We start from the raw sequence: 15,362 nt of genomic DNA on the forward strand, positions 1-15,362 counted from the left end.
CCTTATTCATAGATGTTTCCGTTCGCCAGGCTCCGGAGTTTTTCCAAATCTTTAATCTTAATCGATCCATTCGCTCGTTCAATAATCTCATCTGAGACCATTTTTTTCAGCACTCTGTTCAAATGGCGGTAACTCGTCCCCACCCATTCTGCGAGTTCTGTCAGATTCGCTGTCCGCATCTCCTGATGAAAAAGTGTCCCTTCCCCATCTGAAGAAATCGATAAGAAATAACTGGCCAGCCGTACTTCGACAGGATAGAGCATATGCAGGCTCGAGGCCTGGGATTCGGAATAAAACTTGTGCGCCACCGTCTCCAGTAAAAAACGAATGAATGGTGGATGGTTCCTTTCGAGATCCTTCAAGTCCTCAAAGGATGCAGCAAGCATCACTCCATCAGATACAGCCTCGACAGAATTGATGACCGAGCTTCCTTTTACATATTCGACATCTCCGATGACTCCGAGCGGACGTTTGAACCGGTTGATTAAAGACTTCCCTTCCGGCGTCAGGGTGAAAATTTTGATCTTCCCCTCAACGAGTAGATACATGTCATTCAACGTTTCACCCGGTGCAAAAAGAACGTCACCTTTCGTAAATGTGAACACGTTGATTTTTGGAACGAATTCTTCAGGAAAGATCCGCTCCAGCTCGTACTGCTCGATATAGGGATGTGGATTGATTTTTTTGTTTTCTTTCATAGAAACGATCTCCTTTTTACAACTGGAAAAGGATGACACCCACAAGCATCATAGCGATTCCGATTCCCTGCCTTTTCGTCACAGGAATTTTGTTCTCACCGAACCAGCCTTTGGATTCGATGATAAAAGCCGTGCCGATTTGTGCCACGAGTAAAATGGCGATGGCACTCGCCGGACCGATCATTTTAATTGCCGTCAATTCTGCAAAAACGACGACAACTCCGAACGTCCCTCCAATCAAATAAAGGAAGGGCACTCGTTTAAAGCTTTTCCCTTTTCCATCTCTGACATAAAAATATACGAGAATGGATATCGTGAAGGCGACCAGGTGGACCATCGAAGTGGTATGCCAGCCTCCTATAGAATCACTCATCCTCGCATTGAAGATGCCCTGCATCGTGATGCACAAGCCTCCGAGTAGTGAAAATAAAGCACCTTTCATCGTTCATCCTCCTGTTCTGAAATCCATTTAAAAGGATGACGGCGATTTCGGAAAGGACATATGTCCTAAAGCCTTAAATTTATCACATATTCAACAAAATGCCAGGGTTGTGGAAGACTCGATTTTGAGATGTTCCGGGGTTCGTTTGCCGTGTTGAGCGTAAGGGGGGGCTGGGAAGCAGCTCGCTTTCCTGTGGGGGAGCGCCGAGCTTCCTCGGACTGCGTCCTGCGGGATCTCGCCTGTCTCCTTCTCCCACGGGAGTCTCGCAGCTTCCCAACCACCCCATCCAATGTATGTGAGAAACGAACCCCTTTCCTGTACAGCGCTCTATAACAAGCTATTCGCATGAAGAATAGCTTCCTTAGGAGGTCATTCCCCTCCAAATACCATGTGTATAAAGGCAGCTTATTCCGGAAGTGGTTTCGAGATAATTATATTGGCAGAGGGGCGGAGGAGAATGGCGAGACTCCTGCGGGAAAAAAGTGCATGGTGAGACCCCACAGGACGCAGTCCGAGGAGGCTCAAGAGAACAGAAGAAGTTCGATTAAGTTCGGCACGTCCTGTGCCAACATCGAACGGCCCCACCTCGTGTGGGGCCCCGCGGAAAGCGAGCCATTCCCCGCAGCCCCCATCCACTCAACAAAAGTCTCGAAACTGACCCTTCACAAAAGGGACCTTTAGTGGAAAAGCTGCATCCATAAGAAAAAGACGCTTTAGGAAGAAGCGTCTTTTTCTTTCATGAGCTGTTCACTTTTTTGTACACGCTGCTCCAACGTTTTCTTCAGCTGTTCCTTGTACTTATCCTCCACAAGAATGTACAGGAAGTCTCCGGCTTTAATTTCCGTCTCTCCATAAGGCGTGATGACTTCATTGTTCCGGATGATGGCACTGATGTTGGCGCGATTCGGGAAGCTGACTTCGTGTAGCTTTTTGCCGACGACGGCTGATTCGTCATTGGTTTGATATTGAATCATTTCCGCCTTGGCATTCCCCATAGAAATCAATTCAATGCTGTGGTGCGGGATGTCTTTTTTCGGTCCGACAAGGTTCATTTTTTTCGCAACAAGCGAAATCGTAGATCCCTGGACGAGTGCTGAGGTCAGCACAACGAAGAAGACGAGATTGAATAAGGCCTGACTGTTCTGCAGTCCCTCCACAATAGGAAAGGTTGCAAGGACGATCGGTACAGCCCCGCGCAGACCTGCCCATGATATGAACAATTTTTCTTTCGTTGAATAGTTCATCTTGATCATCGATAAGAAAACAGCAATCGGTCTTGCGATTAAAATAAGCACGATTGATAGCAATATCCCGTTGACCATGATAGAAGCGGTAAACAATTCACTTGGGAAGACATAAAGCCCTAGGATAACGAACATGAGAATCTGCGCCATCCAGGCAAATCCTTCATTGAACTGGAAGATTGAATAACGATACGTCAGTTCACTATTTCCGATCACAAGTGCTGCTACGTAAACGCCTAAGAATCCACTACCTCCACTAAAGGCGGTGATGCTGTAGGTAGCCAAAGCAAAAGCTACAGAAAAAATTGGATACAAGGCACTTGAATCCAATTTGATGCGATTGATGGATGCAGATGCCAATCTCCCTAATGCTAGACCAATAATGATGCCAAGGCCCATTTGAATGAAAAACGTCGGGATGAGCATCCAGAACGATGCTTGCTCCGCAGTGATCAATTCAATGAGAGACAATGTCAAAAAGACGGCCATCGGGTCGTTCGTTCCAGACTCCGCCTCGAGGGTCGCCCCCATTTTTGCTTTGATGTTTCTTTCTTTCAATGCCGCAAAAACGGCCGCTGCGTCGGTTGATCCAACGATGGCACCGAATAAGAACGATTCCAACCAACTCAATTCGAACAATAAATAAGCGGCAAGCCCCACGATGAGCGAAGTGATCAACACCCCAAAAGTAGCGAGCGATAACGAAGGTACAGCAACGGAGCGCACCGTCCCCCATTTCGTATGTAGACCACCTTCAAACAAAATGATGACGAGTGCAAATACACCGATGACCTGGGCCGTGCCGGCATCACTGAAGTAAACGATTCCGAGTCCTTCACTGCCAAAAGCCATGCCGACCATGATGAATAATATCAATGCAGGAATGCCCCAGCGGCTGGAAAACTTCGCTACAAGCACACCGCTGAATAATAATAATGCAGTAAGTAGTAAAAATGAATCCGTCCCAAAAGCGTCAAAAAACATGTAGGTTTCGATTCTCCTTATGCACTCAATTTAATTTGAATGATTTGGGTTTCTGTCTTGGAAAACAGTAGATGGAGCGTGGGTAGATGAAACAAAAGTAGAATGTTCATGATAGGAAATGAAAATGGTATATCCATCATTATCCTATATCCATGAGTTGAAATCAAAGAAATTACCTTCTCTCTTTCAACCATTTGTGTATCCAGACACTAGCCTGTGCCCCGTCCCCCATAGCTGTCGTCACGAATTGAGAATGGTCTACCACGTCCCCCGCTGCCCATACGCCTTCCATACTGGTCATTTTTGTCCTTGGATGCACAACGAGGTGGCCTTTCTCTGTTGCATCAGCTCCGAGTTTGACCGCTAAATCCGATTGCACCCGATTCCCACTGAAAGCAAGAAAAGCTTTTTTGATCTCCCAGCGATGGTCGTCCGCTGTCAGGACGGCTTCTAGTAAGCCTTGGTTGTGCTCAAACTTGCTGACTTCGACCTGCTGAACAAGGATTCGGCGGTCTCGAAGTTTCCCTTGCATCTCAAGAGATAAAGGCGCCCCGCTATGATTAAAGAAAATGATATCCTCGCTCCAGTCCTTTAACGTAAGCGCCAGTTGCGCCCCCGCTTCTCCACACCCCACAACTGCGGTCTTTTGGCCTGTGATTTCATACCCATCACAGTCCTGACAAACATAAATAGATAAGCCTAAGCATTCTTTGATGCCGGGAATAGGTGGGAACTTTTCATCAATCCCTGTAGCAAACAAGACCGTCCGAGTCGGGATTGCTTCCCCCTCTTCTGTTTCCACGATGAAATTTGAATGGACATCGACGACATTCCCTTCCAGTGTTTCCACCCCAAAGGATTCCGCTTGTTTTTTACCGTCATGACGGAGCTGTTGGCCACTGACTCCATCAGGAAATCCGATGATATTGTTATACCTGTGGCACAGACTGGACCGCCCTTGGCCACTATCGATCATTAACACCTTATGCCGGTACCTTCCGAGCATGATTCCTGCCTGCAAACCTGCGATCCCTCCACCGATGATGATGCAATCATAAGACAATCCCACCCACTCCTTTCCTCAACTCTTCCTACTTTTCCCCTATCGTTTCCCCTCATTCCCCTTTATAATATAGAAGGACGAATCTAACGATAGAAAAGGTGTTAACTAAAATGAGCTTACTCACAGTGAAAAACTTGAGCCACGGCTTCGGGGATCGTGCGATCTTTGATGACGTGTCTTTTCGTTTGTTAAAAGGAGAACACATCGGCTTGATCGGAGCGAATGGTGAAGGCAAGTCGACATTTATGAATATCATTACAGGAAAACTTGAGCCGGATGCCGGGAAGATCACCTGGTCGAAACGGATCCGTATCGGTTACCTCGATCAGCATGCTGATTTAAAACAGGGCATGACCATCCGTGATGTTTTGCGTACAGCTTTCCAATACTTGTTCGATATGGAACAGGAGATGAACGATCTTTTTGCAAAGATGGGCGAAGTCGATCCGGATGAACTTCAGGATCTATTGGAAGAGACAGGTGTCCTTCAGGATATGCTGACGAATAATGACTTCTATACGATTGATGCCAAAGTGGAAGAAGTGGCGAACGGACTCGGTCTGAATGAAATTGGACTCGAGCGTGATGTTCATGATCTCAGTGGCGGGCAGCGTACGAAAGTCTTACTTGCAAAGCTGTTACTGGAAAAACCGGAAATTCTTCTTCTCGATGAGCCGACCAACTACTTGGATGTCGAGCATATCGAATGGCTGAGAACGTATCTTCAAGAATATGAGAATGCTTTCATCCTCATTTCCCACGACATTCCGTTCCTGAACAGTGTCGTCAACTTGATCTATCATATGGAAAACCAGGAGCTGAGCCGCTACCCTGGAGACTATGATGAATTCCTTCGCGTTTATGATATGAAGAAACAGCAGTTGGAAGCCGCTTATAAGAAGCAGCAGAAAGAAATCGCCAACCTGAAGGATTTCGTCGCCCGAAACAAAGCCAATGCGGCGACAAGTAAAATGGCGATGAGCCGTCAGAAAAAGCTTGATAAAATGGACGTCATCGAACTCGATGCTGAAAAACCAAAACCGCAATTCAACTTCAAACAAGCCCGTACTCCAGGGAAATATTTGTTTGAAACGAAAGACCTTGTCATCGGTTATGATGAGCCTCTGTCCAGGCCTTTGAACCTATCGATGGAACGCGGGCAGAAAATTGCTTTGTCCGGGGCGAATGGAATTGGGAAAACAACGTTGCTGAAGAGTATCCTCGGTGAAATTCAGCCGGTTTCAGGATCCGTCGAACTTGGAGAACATTTACACATTGGTTACTTCGAACAAGAGTTGAAGGAAATCGGTGACAACACGTGTATCGAGGAAGTGTGGGAAGAGTTCCGTCACTTCACCCAATACGAGGTGCGCGCAGCACTGGCGAAATGCGGATTGACTCGTAAACATATCGAGAGTAAAGTCCAAGTATTGAGCGGAGGGGAAAAGGCGAAAGTCCGCCTCTGCAAACTGATCAACAAAGAAACGAACTTACTCGTTCTCGATGAGCCTACGAACCACCTGGATGTGGATGCAAAGGCTGAACTGAAGCGTGCGTTGAAAGAGTACAAAGGAAGCGTCCTGCTCATCTCACACGAACCAGAGTTTTATGAAGATGTCGTCACAGATGTATGGAACTGCGAAGATTGGACAACGAAAGTTTTTTAAAAATGGAAGTTCCTCCATGCCGGGACTCGGTATTCTTTCCAAAATTTTTTGATTGACCTATAAAATAATCGCTAATAAAATGTGGTCACGATTTAGAGAAACCCTCTACTCGTGACCACTTTTTTTATGGAAAGGAGGCATTTGTCATGCTTTATCGTGCCATCGTTTACCTTGTCGGCATGTTCATCAATTTCTTCGGGGTCGCCCTTCTTATCAATGCAACACTCGGAGCTGGGTTTTGGACTTCGTTCTTCATCGGAGTGTCCGATCATTTCGGTTACACCGTCGGATTTTGGTACGGGGCTTTTCAATTGATCATTATTTTCATCAATGCCAAGTTGATGAATACACTCCCTGAATCGAGGGCGGTCGTACCTGTGTTTCTGGAAAGCTTGATCTTGGACTTCTGGCTGGAAATTGTTTTTGCTCCGGTCAACTTATCCACCGCCCCATTCGCTTTGCAAGTTTTGACGCTGCTTGCAGGAGTCGGGTTCATCGGATTGGGAGTCGCGATCTACATCCTGCCTCAATTCCCGAGAGCTCCAGTCGACCAACTGTTCCTTGCAGTAAGTGCAAGGTTTCAATTGAGTCTTCAGACAGGCCAAACTTTGGTCGCGGTGGTCATGACAAGCCTTGCCCTTGCCATTGGTGGACCGGTCGGACTAGGAACACTTGCACCGATGCTTTTCCTTGGGCCCGTGATTCAATATTTCTACACGAGGGCTTATCCGATCTATTATCGCCTACACCCTGGCGGCGAAACTGCCTACCAGGAAGCTGTGTAAAGCAAAAGTCATGAATCTCCCCTCTCCTTCGTGGTATATTACTTTTGTAATCTAACAGAGGAGGGAAAGAAAGATGAGTGACAAAGAAACGAAAAAGCAGGAAATTTTAGACGCGGCCAAGTTCAGGCATGCGACCAAGCAATTCGATCCGAATCAAACCATTCCAGAGGATGATTTCAAATTCATCCTGGAAGTCGGCCGTTTATCCCCGAGCTCGTTCGGTTTCGAACCGTGGCGGTTTGTCGTCGTTCAAAATCCTGAACTGAGACAAAAAATCAAAGACACAGCCTGGGGTGCGTATGGGAAGCTTCCGGATGCCAGTCACTTCGTCATTTTCCTCGCAAGGACGAGGAAAGATACGCAGTATGATTCCGAATACTTGCAAGACCACTTTAAAAACGTCAAACAACTGCCTGATGATTTCCTGGAAAAATATTTGAGCCGGATCGAAGAATTCCAAAAGGAAGACTTTGAACTTCTTGAAGGCGAGCGCCCTCTTTATGACTGGGCTGGAAAACAAACGTACATTGCTTTATCCAACATGATGACAGCCGCAGCTGAAATCGGCATCGACTCCTGCCCGATTGAAGGCTTCAACATGGAGAAGATGAACAATCTACTAGAAAAAGAAGGTCTTCTTGAAGACGGGAGCTTCGGTATTTCCGTCATGTGTGCGTTCGGTTACCGTGCTCAAGAGCAACCTGAAAAATCACGTCGTTCTTTCGACGATGTCGTGAAATGGGTCTAATAGATAAAAAAGGAACTTCCCTTCGCGGAAGTTCCTTTTTTATCAGCTTGAGAATCAGAAATCCACTAAAAATGGCTGCCGGCTTTCATCTAAACAGAGCTCGATTCTTTCCCAGAAATTCCCCCATGTCACCATGTCACGTGCTTCCTCCAAGGGGAAAAAACCTACTTCCAACGCTTCTTCTGTCGTCCTCAACGTTCCTCCTACCGCTTTCCCTAAGAATAACGTGTTGCATATGGAGCGGTCGACATTTTGGAATACGCCGCAAAACCTTGTGACCTCAATGTCCAACCCGCATTCTTCTTTCGTTTCTCTGATGGCGGCCTCTTTCAAGGATTCGCCTTCCTCCACTTGGCCTCCAGGCATCTCCCACCCACGCTTCGGTCCTTTGATTAGGAGCACTTCCTTTTCTTCATTTGTTATTATGGTCGCTGCTGATACGATGTGTTTCGGTGGTGTCATGATGGGTCCTCCTATTTTTTTGAAAAAGCTTTAGAATCACTTCCTTACGTGGGAAGTCGATCCGATTCAAATGTTCTACATATGTATCCATTGGGTAAGGTACCTTGCGTTTGATAAATCGAACCTTTCTACCGTCAATATCAATAATTCCATAACGGGCATAGGGCTCATTGTAACACCCCAGGGAGCCTGGATTAAAAAACACTCTCTCGTTCATGGAAAAATGATGGACGTCGTGGTCATGGCCGAAGCAAAGGACAGTCTCCGCTTCTAACTCATCCAACTGTGAAAAGTTTTCTCCATTCGGTGGTACCAGTTGGTCGAATGGATCTTCACTAATGGGCAGAAGACTAGTTTTCGTGTCCATTGGATAGTGCGCGAACTGAAAAGTACGTGCCTCAATCTTTGTAAAAATCTGCCGTGGAAGTCTTTCCATCCACTTTGCATACCTTTTGTACAGTCGATCGGCCACCCACTGATGATGCTCTTGCACATTAATTCTACTTTCAGGATAAGGCTCACCATTCATCAGGGCAAGGACAGCTTCGTCATGATTCCCTCTAACAATTTCCGTGTCCTTTAAAGAATAGAACCATTCGCATACTTGATTGGAAAAAGGTCCGATTCCTATCATGTCTCCCATACAATACACTCGATCCACATGCTGTTTGCGGATATCCCTAAGTACAGCTTGAAGGGCATAAATGTTTCCGTGCACATCTGTCATCACAGCCATCCGCTTCATCCATGACCCTCCTTTTCTTTACCCATACAAACCGTGAGGCAAGCCCAAGAATCTTCGCTCCCTTAAATCTCCGTAGGAAAACCTTCACAACACCAATATTCGAACTTCATCGCTGAGCTTTATTCATTTTATGCCGTCCTTTTATTCAGGATGCACTATTAGAGAGGAACACGTCCAATGTCTTATTGTATAGGTCCGGCTGCTCCGCATGGACCAAATGGGAAGCAAAGGGAAGAACAGCAACATGAATGGAGTCGGATTGTTCTTTGTAAACCGTCACGCCCTTGACTTCATGTTCCTGACCCTCCCCAATCAAAAAAAGGACGGGCATATTCAGGGATTGTATGGAACTCGTCGCTTCAAAAGGGTACCACCCTTCATCCTGGCCCATATGAATAAACCTCTGCCACCCCTCTCCATGGAGAGAATCGAAGTAAGCACATGTGTCTTCGTCCTTTAAGAGATTCATGCGTAACTTGGACTCTTCTTCATTGATAGATTTCCAATTTTCCGGTTTGAGAGGGGTCACCCCTGAAATGGTCAATGTCCGAACAAGTTCAGGATGTCTTTTTGCTAAAAATAGCGCAACTAAAGCTCCGAATGAACACCCTGCGATATGAGCACTTTTGATATCCATAGAACTTAAAGTTTCTGCCAAATCATCGGCGGCATGGTTGTAATAGTCACCTAAGTCGTCAGCCGGCGAATTCCCATGCCCTCTTAAATCAGGCGAAATCACCTGATATCTCGAGGAAAAATACTCCCGCTGCTTTTCAAAGTCCGTCCTACCTGTTTGTAAGCCGGTGTGCAGGAAGACAAGAGGTTCCCCTTCTCCTACCACCTCTGTATATAAAATCATCACTTCCCTGCTAACATTGACAGATCATCAATAGATTTCCATCTGGGTCTTTGAAGTTGAAAAAGTGGTTGAACTGGATTTCAGATACCACTTCGACTCCTTTATCTTGCATGTAAGTATAAGCAGCCTCGATATCTTCTGTATTAAAATGGAAAGCCGGCGCACCAAAAACCGCTTCTTCTGAATAAATCTTGCTATCCAATACAACCCCTGTATTTTTCATAGGTAAAACGTAAAGGTGACCGCCTGGAAAATCCTCTTCCGCAGGCACATCGAGCAAATCACAGTACCAATCGCGTGCTTTCTTAATATCTTTGACTGGAACAAAAATGGCTCCTACTTCATTTTGAATTGGGCTTTTCATTCGATCGTCCTCCTTTATTATTATCTACCTAAAAATCCACCGTCTGAATGGATGACCTGCCCCGTCACCCATGAAGCATCCGGGCTCACAAGGAACCGAATCAGCTTGGCGGCATCCTCCGCCTTTCCCAACCGCCCTTTAGGGAACAAAGGCAAAAGACCTTCCTTCGTCTCTTGATCCATCCACCCCGTGTCTGTTGGTCCGGGGTCGACGGCATTCACATTGATTCCAATGGGTGCAAGTCCTGTGGCCAAAGGCGGGGTGATCGCCTTCAATGCTCCTTTTGTAGCAATGTAAGCCAGATTATCCGGGTCCGGCCCTCCGGATACTAAAAAGACGATGCTTCCTTCTTCTTCCGTTTGGAACGTTTTTTCATAAAGTTTGGCGAAAGCCTGAGTCAGTAGAATCGGCCCTTTATTATTGATTTCATAATGGTTGTCCAGCAGTTCTGAGGTCAAATCCTTATAGTTGGAGTTCACACTGAATGTAGCGTTATGGATGAGAATGGAAGGCACACCAATTTCTTTTACCACATTCTCTAATAACTTCTGCGGCAGATCTTCATCTCTCAAATCCGCTTCTATATGAGCGACACGAATCCCTAGCTCATCCAGCTTTTTCGCGAGTGTTTCCGGCCAATGCTTTTCCGCTCCTTCTCCATCTGTTTCATCATAGGGCTGATAATGCGTAAAAAAGATATCTGCCCCTGCTTCGGCGAGCCTGTAACACGTGCTTGTTCCTATTCCATTCTCACGACTCACGCCTGTCACAATGGCGATTTTCCCTTTTAAAGGATGCACTTGCATTTCATTTTTCATTACATAAACCTCCAAAGCCATTAAGAACGTTTCACATGTTATAGTTATTAAATCAAATAATAGAAAGGCATTGATCTATTTGAATGGCTTTATTTCTTTTTCTGCACATGCCACTTTTTCAAGATGGCTGCTTCTTCATCCCTTGTCAATCCCGCACCTCTTACAGCCTCCACTCTTTGCTGGTCCCAGCGATACGTGTCCAAAATGGTTTCTTTTAACGGTCGGAATTTCAACCCACACTGAATCGCCTTTGCCGCATCCTGACTGAAATCTTTTTCGGTCGGAATCCAGACGGGAAGGTCTTTCCAAGGCTGGACACCTTCATCCGTCAAAAACTGTGCGGGTACCCACGTAAACGACACCTCTTTATTCAGGGTGGACGCACACGTCTCAAGAAATTCTTGCATCGTCAGCTTGTTTTCAGGGCCATTAGCATTAAAAATACCTGCGTATTCTGCAGCAGACAGCTGGACAATCCAATGTGCTAAATCTCTTGCATCAATGAACTGAATCTGTTGATCCTTCCTCCCTGGAGCGAGCACTTCTCCCCCTTCAGCAATTCTTGAAGGCCAGTATGTAAACCGATCAGTCGGATCATGAGGCCCTACAATCAATCCCGGACGGATGATGATCCCTCTATCTTTCATCCGGCTTTGGACTTCCTGCTCACAATGAGCCTTCAAAGGTCCATATAAGGATGGTTCAAAGGCTTCTGTTCGTTCCGCTTGTTCCAGTTCCTCCTGAGTCAACGTCATCGGTTCCATCGTTTCCTCCAAATGATGAATCGATGTGAAGTCTGGATAAACAGATATGGTGGAAATGAAAACATACTTCTTCGTGCAGCCAGCAAGGACATCCAGACTTTTGGATACGGTGGACGGTTTATACCCGCACGTATCAATGACCGCGTCCCATTCTTGCTCGCCCAATTTCTCAAGGTCCTCCCGTTTTTCTCTGTCTCCGAAAATGTTGGTCACATCTTCAAATAGACCAGGATTGGTCTTCCCTCTGTGAAACAACGTCACCTCATGACCCTCGTTCAAAGCTGATTCGACGATGTGTCTTCCGAGAAATTTCGTCCCACCAATAACAAGAAGCTTCATGCACGATCCACTCCTTCCTTCTTTTTTGTAAGCATATGATTTAAAAATAGCTGGTCTTCAGGAAAAGAGAGTTCCAATCCGTTCAACTCTTCTTTTGGAACCCAACGAATCTCATGAATCAAATGATCAGGGTCCTGGATCTGTATAGACCCGCCCGTCACCGTGCAGGAAAAGTATTCGACATGGATATCCGCCTTCCCTATCTTTCCTTTTTTCGTTTGCAGCCTTTCAACCACACGGATAAGATAACCCGTTTCTTCAAACGTCTCTCTCATGCAGCACTGTTCCAAACTTTCCTCTTCAAGCACCCCTCCAGAAGGCACTGTCCAGGTTTTCTTTTCTTCCGGCTTTCCCTGAAGGACCATCAGAAGTTCGTTTTGTTCATTGATACAGACGGCTGCTGCCCCTCACCACTCATCCATCGTTCAGCACACTGAAAAGCAGGGAATCACGACGCCCTTCTTTCATTTTCAAATGACCACGTAGTCTTCCTTCCATCTCCATGCCGCACTTCTCCAGCACCCGAAGCGATCCCTTATTTTCAGGGTGACAGGTTGCCTGGATACGTTTGAGATGGAACGATTGGAATCCATCACGGATCAACCTTTTCGCAACTTCTGTACCCATACCCCGTCCCCACTCATCCGGATGTAAGATATAAGCGATTTCGCCAGTTCTATGATACGTATCCAAAATATTCAATTCCGCAACACCAATAAGCTCTTCATCCGCTTCACGTAAAATCGTCCACGCGTGTTTTTGAGGTTCGGGCTGCCTGATTTCATGGACCAAGTGCTGCACGTAGTCCTGGGTGTCCTTTTCAGAGTTCGGGCCCCACGGCTGGTATTCAGAGACCTCCGGTTTTGATGCATAGGTATGGATCTTCTTCCAGTCTTCTTGTTTCAGTTCACGGAACAACAACATGCTTTCTCTCCTCTCCTTTGACGTATTCAATGATTTTCCCATGATGGATGGTAAAATGATGATGGACTTCTTGCTTCACATTCAATAACGTATGTAAATAATAAGGAATCATCGGACTGACACCATGATTGTCTGCAGCGAGGATCCATGACACGTTTTTCCAAGCTAAAATACCCTCATCAATTTCTGCAGGGGCTGGGTAGAGCTCATTATCATCGACCCTCACGATAAACGCCTCCATCTCGCCTGATCTCTCCCCATCTATTGCCCAGGAAATGGTCCCTTTATATTCGAATAGATGTTCTTCAAGAAAAAGGTCCGTTTCTTCTGCCACTTCACGCTGTACACTAGAAAGCGGGCTCTCCCCTTCCTCCATTTTCCCTCCGACTCCGTTCCACATCCCCTGTACGGGAGGTGAATTTCTGTTCAACAGCAGCACTTCTTCGTCGCGCTTGATGAAACAAATGGTATATCCGATGTCCAAATCTTCCCCTCCTCAACGATATGGCTTGAAACGAGCTTCCTTATAGAGGCCGGGTACATAAGCTTCTAATAGGTTGCCATCCAAATCTCTGAATTTGAAATGACCTTGACTACCACCTTCCAGAACTTCAACACCACGTTCTATTAAAGCAGCCCTGCAATCCTCTGCGCCGGTCGGAAAGATACTGAAGACAGGGTGAGTCCCATCCAAGTTGTCCGGTAGTTCGATATGAGGAGGCTTTTCAATCAGACAAACCGGTACTCCTCTGTCATGCTCAAGAACAACGGTTTTTCCGTAATCTTTCAAGACTCGTAAACCAAGGATTTCCTCATACCATTCAACAGCCTTTTTGATTTCTTTTACTCTCACATTGATTTGATAGACTCCTGAAAAAAAGCTCACAGTCTGTCATTCCTCTCCACTATGATTCTTTTTATGTTCTCGTGATCCCGTTCCTTCAGTATATAAAGGGTATGGGTATTCGCTTGGTTCATGATTATCCCTGAATCCAACCATAAAAAATATGACTCTTTATTTAATGTAAAAGAAAGATCGGGCTCATCAAGATCAACAGCTCCAGATTCCTTTCCTGCGCCCCAGATCCCTGATTGGAATTTTCGAATATCTTCTTTATCAGTAATGACATATGCTTTTCCTTGTTTCTTTTCTTCAAAACTTTCCATCTCATGAATGGTCATCTTCTCAGGAATGTGTGCCGAAAGTGGTGAACATGAGGTCAGGAAAACGGCGAGAAACAGAAGAAATGATCTCACGACTTCCCTCCCATTGGACATGAATTGATACTATTTACCTTCTGCACTCTGCCAATAAAATCCTTTATTCCATAAGAAAAAGCACAATCCGACAAAGGACTGTGCTCTCCCTGACTATTTAACTGGAATCCATATTTCCGAATAATAATCTCCACTGTTCGGATTCCCATCGTGATAGACTTCAAGCTCTGGACCACCAGCATTTTCATAGCCGCTGGAAGGAAACCATTCTGAATAAATTTTCTTCCATGTATCCTGCATGGCGTGGGGCATCGCACCATGAACACCGAAAATCGCCCATTTCGCTTTTGGAACTTCCATCATCTCCAAACCTTCCACTGCTCCACCCTCGTGGGCGGCTGCAATCCAGTAGTCAATGTGGTTCTTTTTCTCAGCCGTTTTGTCGACACAAATGCCTAGAAGACCTTTTACAGGACCATTGTTTTCTTTTAACAATTTCTGGTCTGTACCATCTCCATTCACTTTTCCCCACATTTGAGGAATCCCTTTCAAATTCTCACCGTTTACGCAGGAAAACTCTTCTTTCAAACCTACAGCCTGAAACGCTTCTTTTTCCACCACTTCATACTCCATCGGATCAGCTCCTTTTACATTCACCTGGATGATCAGGCGGTTGTATGCAGTCATCTTCCCCCTGTAACTTCGTGCTTCCCTCGGTGAGATGCCATGCTGTTTCCGAAACGCTCTAGAGAAAGACTCGGGAGTTTCATAACCATACGTGTAGGCGACATCAATGATTTTCCGCTTCCCTTTTCTCAATTCCTGCGCTGCGAGCGTCAACCTACGTCTTCTCAAATATTCTGCGACCGTCGTATCTGTAAGTAGGCTGAAAATGCGCTGGAAATGGAATGGTGAGGTATGAGCAGCCTGTGCGATCTCTTCCATGGATATGTCTTTTAATAAATGCTCTTCCATGAAATCAATCGCTTTCTGCATCGATTGCATCCAAGTCATGGCATCCCCTCCCTTATTTTCATTCTATCCATACTTTATCATGAAAACCTGACAGCGAGTGCTTCCTGCTGTCAGGTTTTCTTCATAATAAAAAAAGGACTTCCATCAAGGGAACATCCTTTTTCAGCTGTCCATGGAATTTTTTAACAAGGAAAGGCAACATGTTCTTTGGACTGACGGAAATAAGTGGTTATCGAAGAAGAGAATAAGGGTACTACTCCTTA

At 45.7% G+C, this 15,362-nt stretch carries 18 protein-coding genes and 1 pseudogene; 3 read left to right on the forward strand and 16 right to left on the reverse strand.

Translation table 11 applies throughout. From position 1 onward, the window contains the following. Window positions 1-2: 2 nt before the first annotated feature. The 4 genes from DYE48_RS02730 to DYE48_RS02750 form a co-directional block, all read right to left on the reverse strand. Window positions 3-698, reverse strand: a complete 696-nt coding sequence (locus DYE48_RS02730; protein WP_115822316.1) for a Crp/Fnr family transcriptional regulator — start codon at window positions 696-698, stop codon at window positions 3-5. A gap of 16 nt (window positions 699-714) precedes the next feature. Next, a complete protein-coding gene (locus DYE48_RS02735; RefSeq protein ID WP_115822317.1) occupies window positions 715-1,140 on the reverse strand; it encodes a DMT family transporter in 426 nt (141 codons plus the stop codon). Window positions 1,141-1,853: 713 nt separating this feature from the next. After that, a complete protein-coding gene (locus tag DYE48_RS02745) occupies window positions 1,854-3,368 on the reverse strand; it encodes a potassium/proton antiporter (RefSeq protein ID WP_115822319.1) in 1,515 nt (504 codons plus the stop codon). Window positions 3,369-3,540: 172 nt separating this feature from the next. Continuing rightward, window positions 3,541-4,431, reverse strand: coding sequence for an NAD(P)/FAD-dependent oxidoreductase (locus tag DYE48_RS02750; protein ID WP_115822320.1), 891 nt, complete (start codon window positions 4,429-4,431; stop codon window positions 3,541-3,543). A gap of 110 nt (window positions 4,432-4,541) precedes the next feature. Between DYE48_RS02750 and DYE48_RS02755 the strand changes: the two genes are divergently transcribed. From DYE48_RS02755 to DYE48_RS02765, 3 genes are all read left to right on the forward strand, one after another. Continuing rightward, on the forward strand, window positions 4,542-6,098 hold the full coding sequence (locus tag DYE48_RS02755) for an ABC-F family ATP-binding cassette domain-containing protein (RefSeq protein ID WP_115822321.1): 1,557 nt from the start codon (window positions 4,542-4,544) through the stop codon (window positions 6,096-6,098). Between the two features lie 146 nt (window positions 6,099-6,244). Then, on the forward strand, window positions 6,245-6,883 hold the full coding sequence (locus tag DYE48_RS02760) for a YczE/YyaS/YitT family protein (RefSeq protein ID WP_115822322.1): 639 nt from the start codon (window positions 6,245-6,247) through the stop codon (window positions 6,881-6,883). 73 nt (window positions 6,884-6,956) lie between these two features. After that, on the forward strand, window positions 6,957-7,631 hold the full coding sequence (locus DYE48_RS02765) for an NAD(P)H-dependent oxidoreductase (RefSeq protein ID WP_115822323.1): 675 nt from the start codon (window positions 6,957-6,959) through the stop codon (window positions 7,629-7,631). 54 nt (window positions 7,632-7,685) lie between these two features. On the opposite strand, the gene DYE48_RS02770 is transcribed toward DYE48_RS02765, so the two are convergent. The 12 genes and pseudogenes from DYE48_RS02770 to DYE48_RS02825 form a co-directional block, all read right to left on the reverse strand. Further along, window positions 7,686-8,093, reverse strand: coding sequence for an NUDIX hydrolase (locus tag DYE48_RS02770; protein WP_115822324.1), 408 nt, complete (start codon window positions 8,091-8,093; stop codon window positions 7,686-7,688). Beyond that, entirely contained in the window at window positions 8,044-8,838 is a 795-nt protein-coding gene (locus DYE48_RS02775; protein WP_115822325.1) for a metallophosphoesterase family protein, read from the reverse strand. The genes DYE48_RS02770 and DYE48_RS02775 overlap by 50 nt, the downstream gene beginning before the upstream one ends. A 145-nt stretch (window positions 8,839-8,983) precedes the next feature. Then, the gene (locus tag DYE48_RS02780; RefSeq protein WP_115822326.1) at window positions 8,984-9,697 is read right to left on the reverse strand and encodes an alpha/beta fold hydrolase; all 714 of its coding nucleotides are present in this window, start codon (window positions 9,695-9,697) and stop codon (window positions 8,984-8,986) included. Between the two features lie 10 nt (window positions 9,698-9,707). After that, window positions 9,708-10,061, reverse strand: a complete 354-nt coding sequence (locus DYE48_RS02785) for a VOC family protein (RefSeq protein WP_115822327.1) — start codon at window positions 10,059-10,061, stop codon at window positions 9,708-9,710. Between the two features lie 20 nt (window positions 10,062-10,081). Continuing rightward, window positions 10,082-10,879 carry an SDR family oxidoreductase gene (locus DYE48_RS02790; RefSeq protein WP_244199358.1) on the reverse strand — a complete coding sequence of 266 codons (798 nt, stop codon included), beginning with the start codon at window positions 10,877-10,879 and terminating at the stop codon, window positions 10,082-10,084. A gap of 89 nt (window positions 10,880-10,968) precedes the next feature. Then, window positions 10,969-11,982 (reverse strand): SDR family oxidoreductase, encoded by a 1,014-nt coding sequence (locus DYE48_RS02795; RefSeq protein ID WP_115822328.1) that lies wholly within the window; start codon window positions 11,980-11,982, stop codon window positions 10,969-10,971. After that, a pseudogene (locus DYE48_RS02800) lies at window positions 11,979-12,389 on the reverse strand (NUDIX hydrolase); the annotation flags it as partial. The pseudogene DYE48_RS02800 and the gene DYE48_RS02795, both read right to left, overlap by 4 nt. 7 nt (window positions 12,390-12,396) lie before the next feature. Further along, the gene (locus DYE48_RS02805) at window positions 12,397-12,906 is read right to left on the reverse strand and encodes a GNAT family N-acetyltransferase (protein WP_167449430.1); all 510 of its coding nucleotides are present in this window, start codon (window positions 12,904-12,906) and stop codon (window positions 12,397-12,399) included. Further along, the gene (locus DYE48_RS02810; RefSeq protein ID WP_115822330.1) at window positions 12,890-13,390 is read right to left on the reverse strand and encodes an NUDIX hydrolase; all 501 of its coding nucleotides are present in this window, start codon (window positions 13,388-13,390) and stop codon (window positions 12,890-12,892) included. The genes DYE48_RS02805 and DYE48_RS02810 overlap by 17 nt, the downstream gene beginning before the upstream one ends. A 12-nt stretch (window positions 13,391-13,402) precedes the next feature. Next, window positions 13,403-13,792, reverse strand: coding sequence for a VOC family protein (locus DYE48_RS02815; protein WP_115822331.1), 390 nt, complete (start codon window positions 13,790-13,792; stop codon window positions 13,403-13,405). After that, on the reverse strand, window positions 13,789-14,163 hold the full coding sequence (locus tag DYE48_RS02820; protein WP_115822332.1) for a YhfM domain-containing protein: 375 nt from the start codon (window positions 14,161-14,163) through the stop codon (window positions 13,789-13,791). Before DYE48_RS02820 ends, DYE48_RS02815 begins: the two co-directional genes overlap by 4 nt. 114 nt (window positions 14,164-14,277) lie before the next feature. Beyond that, on the reverse strand, window positions 14,278-15,138 hold the full coding sequence (locus DYE48_RS02825; RefSeq protein ID WP_115822333.1) for an AraC family transcriptional regulator: 861 nt from the start codon (window positions 15,136-15,138) through the stop codon (window positions 14,278-14,280). Between the last annotated feature and the right edge of the window lie 224 nt (window positions 15,139-15,362).

It is taken from the genome of Halobacillus trueperi, from assembly GCF_003386945.1.
GTDB lineage: Bacteria > Bacillota > Bacilli > Bacillales > Halobacillaceae > Halobacillus > Halobacillus aidingensis.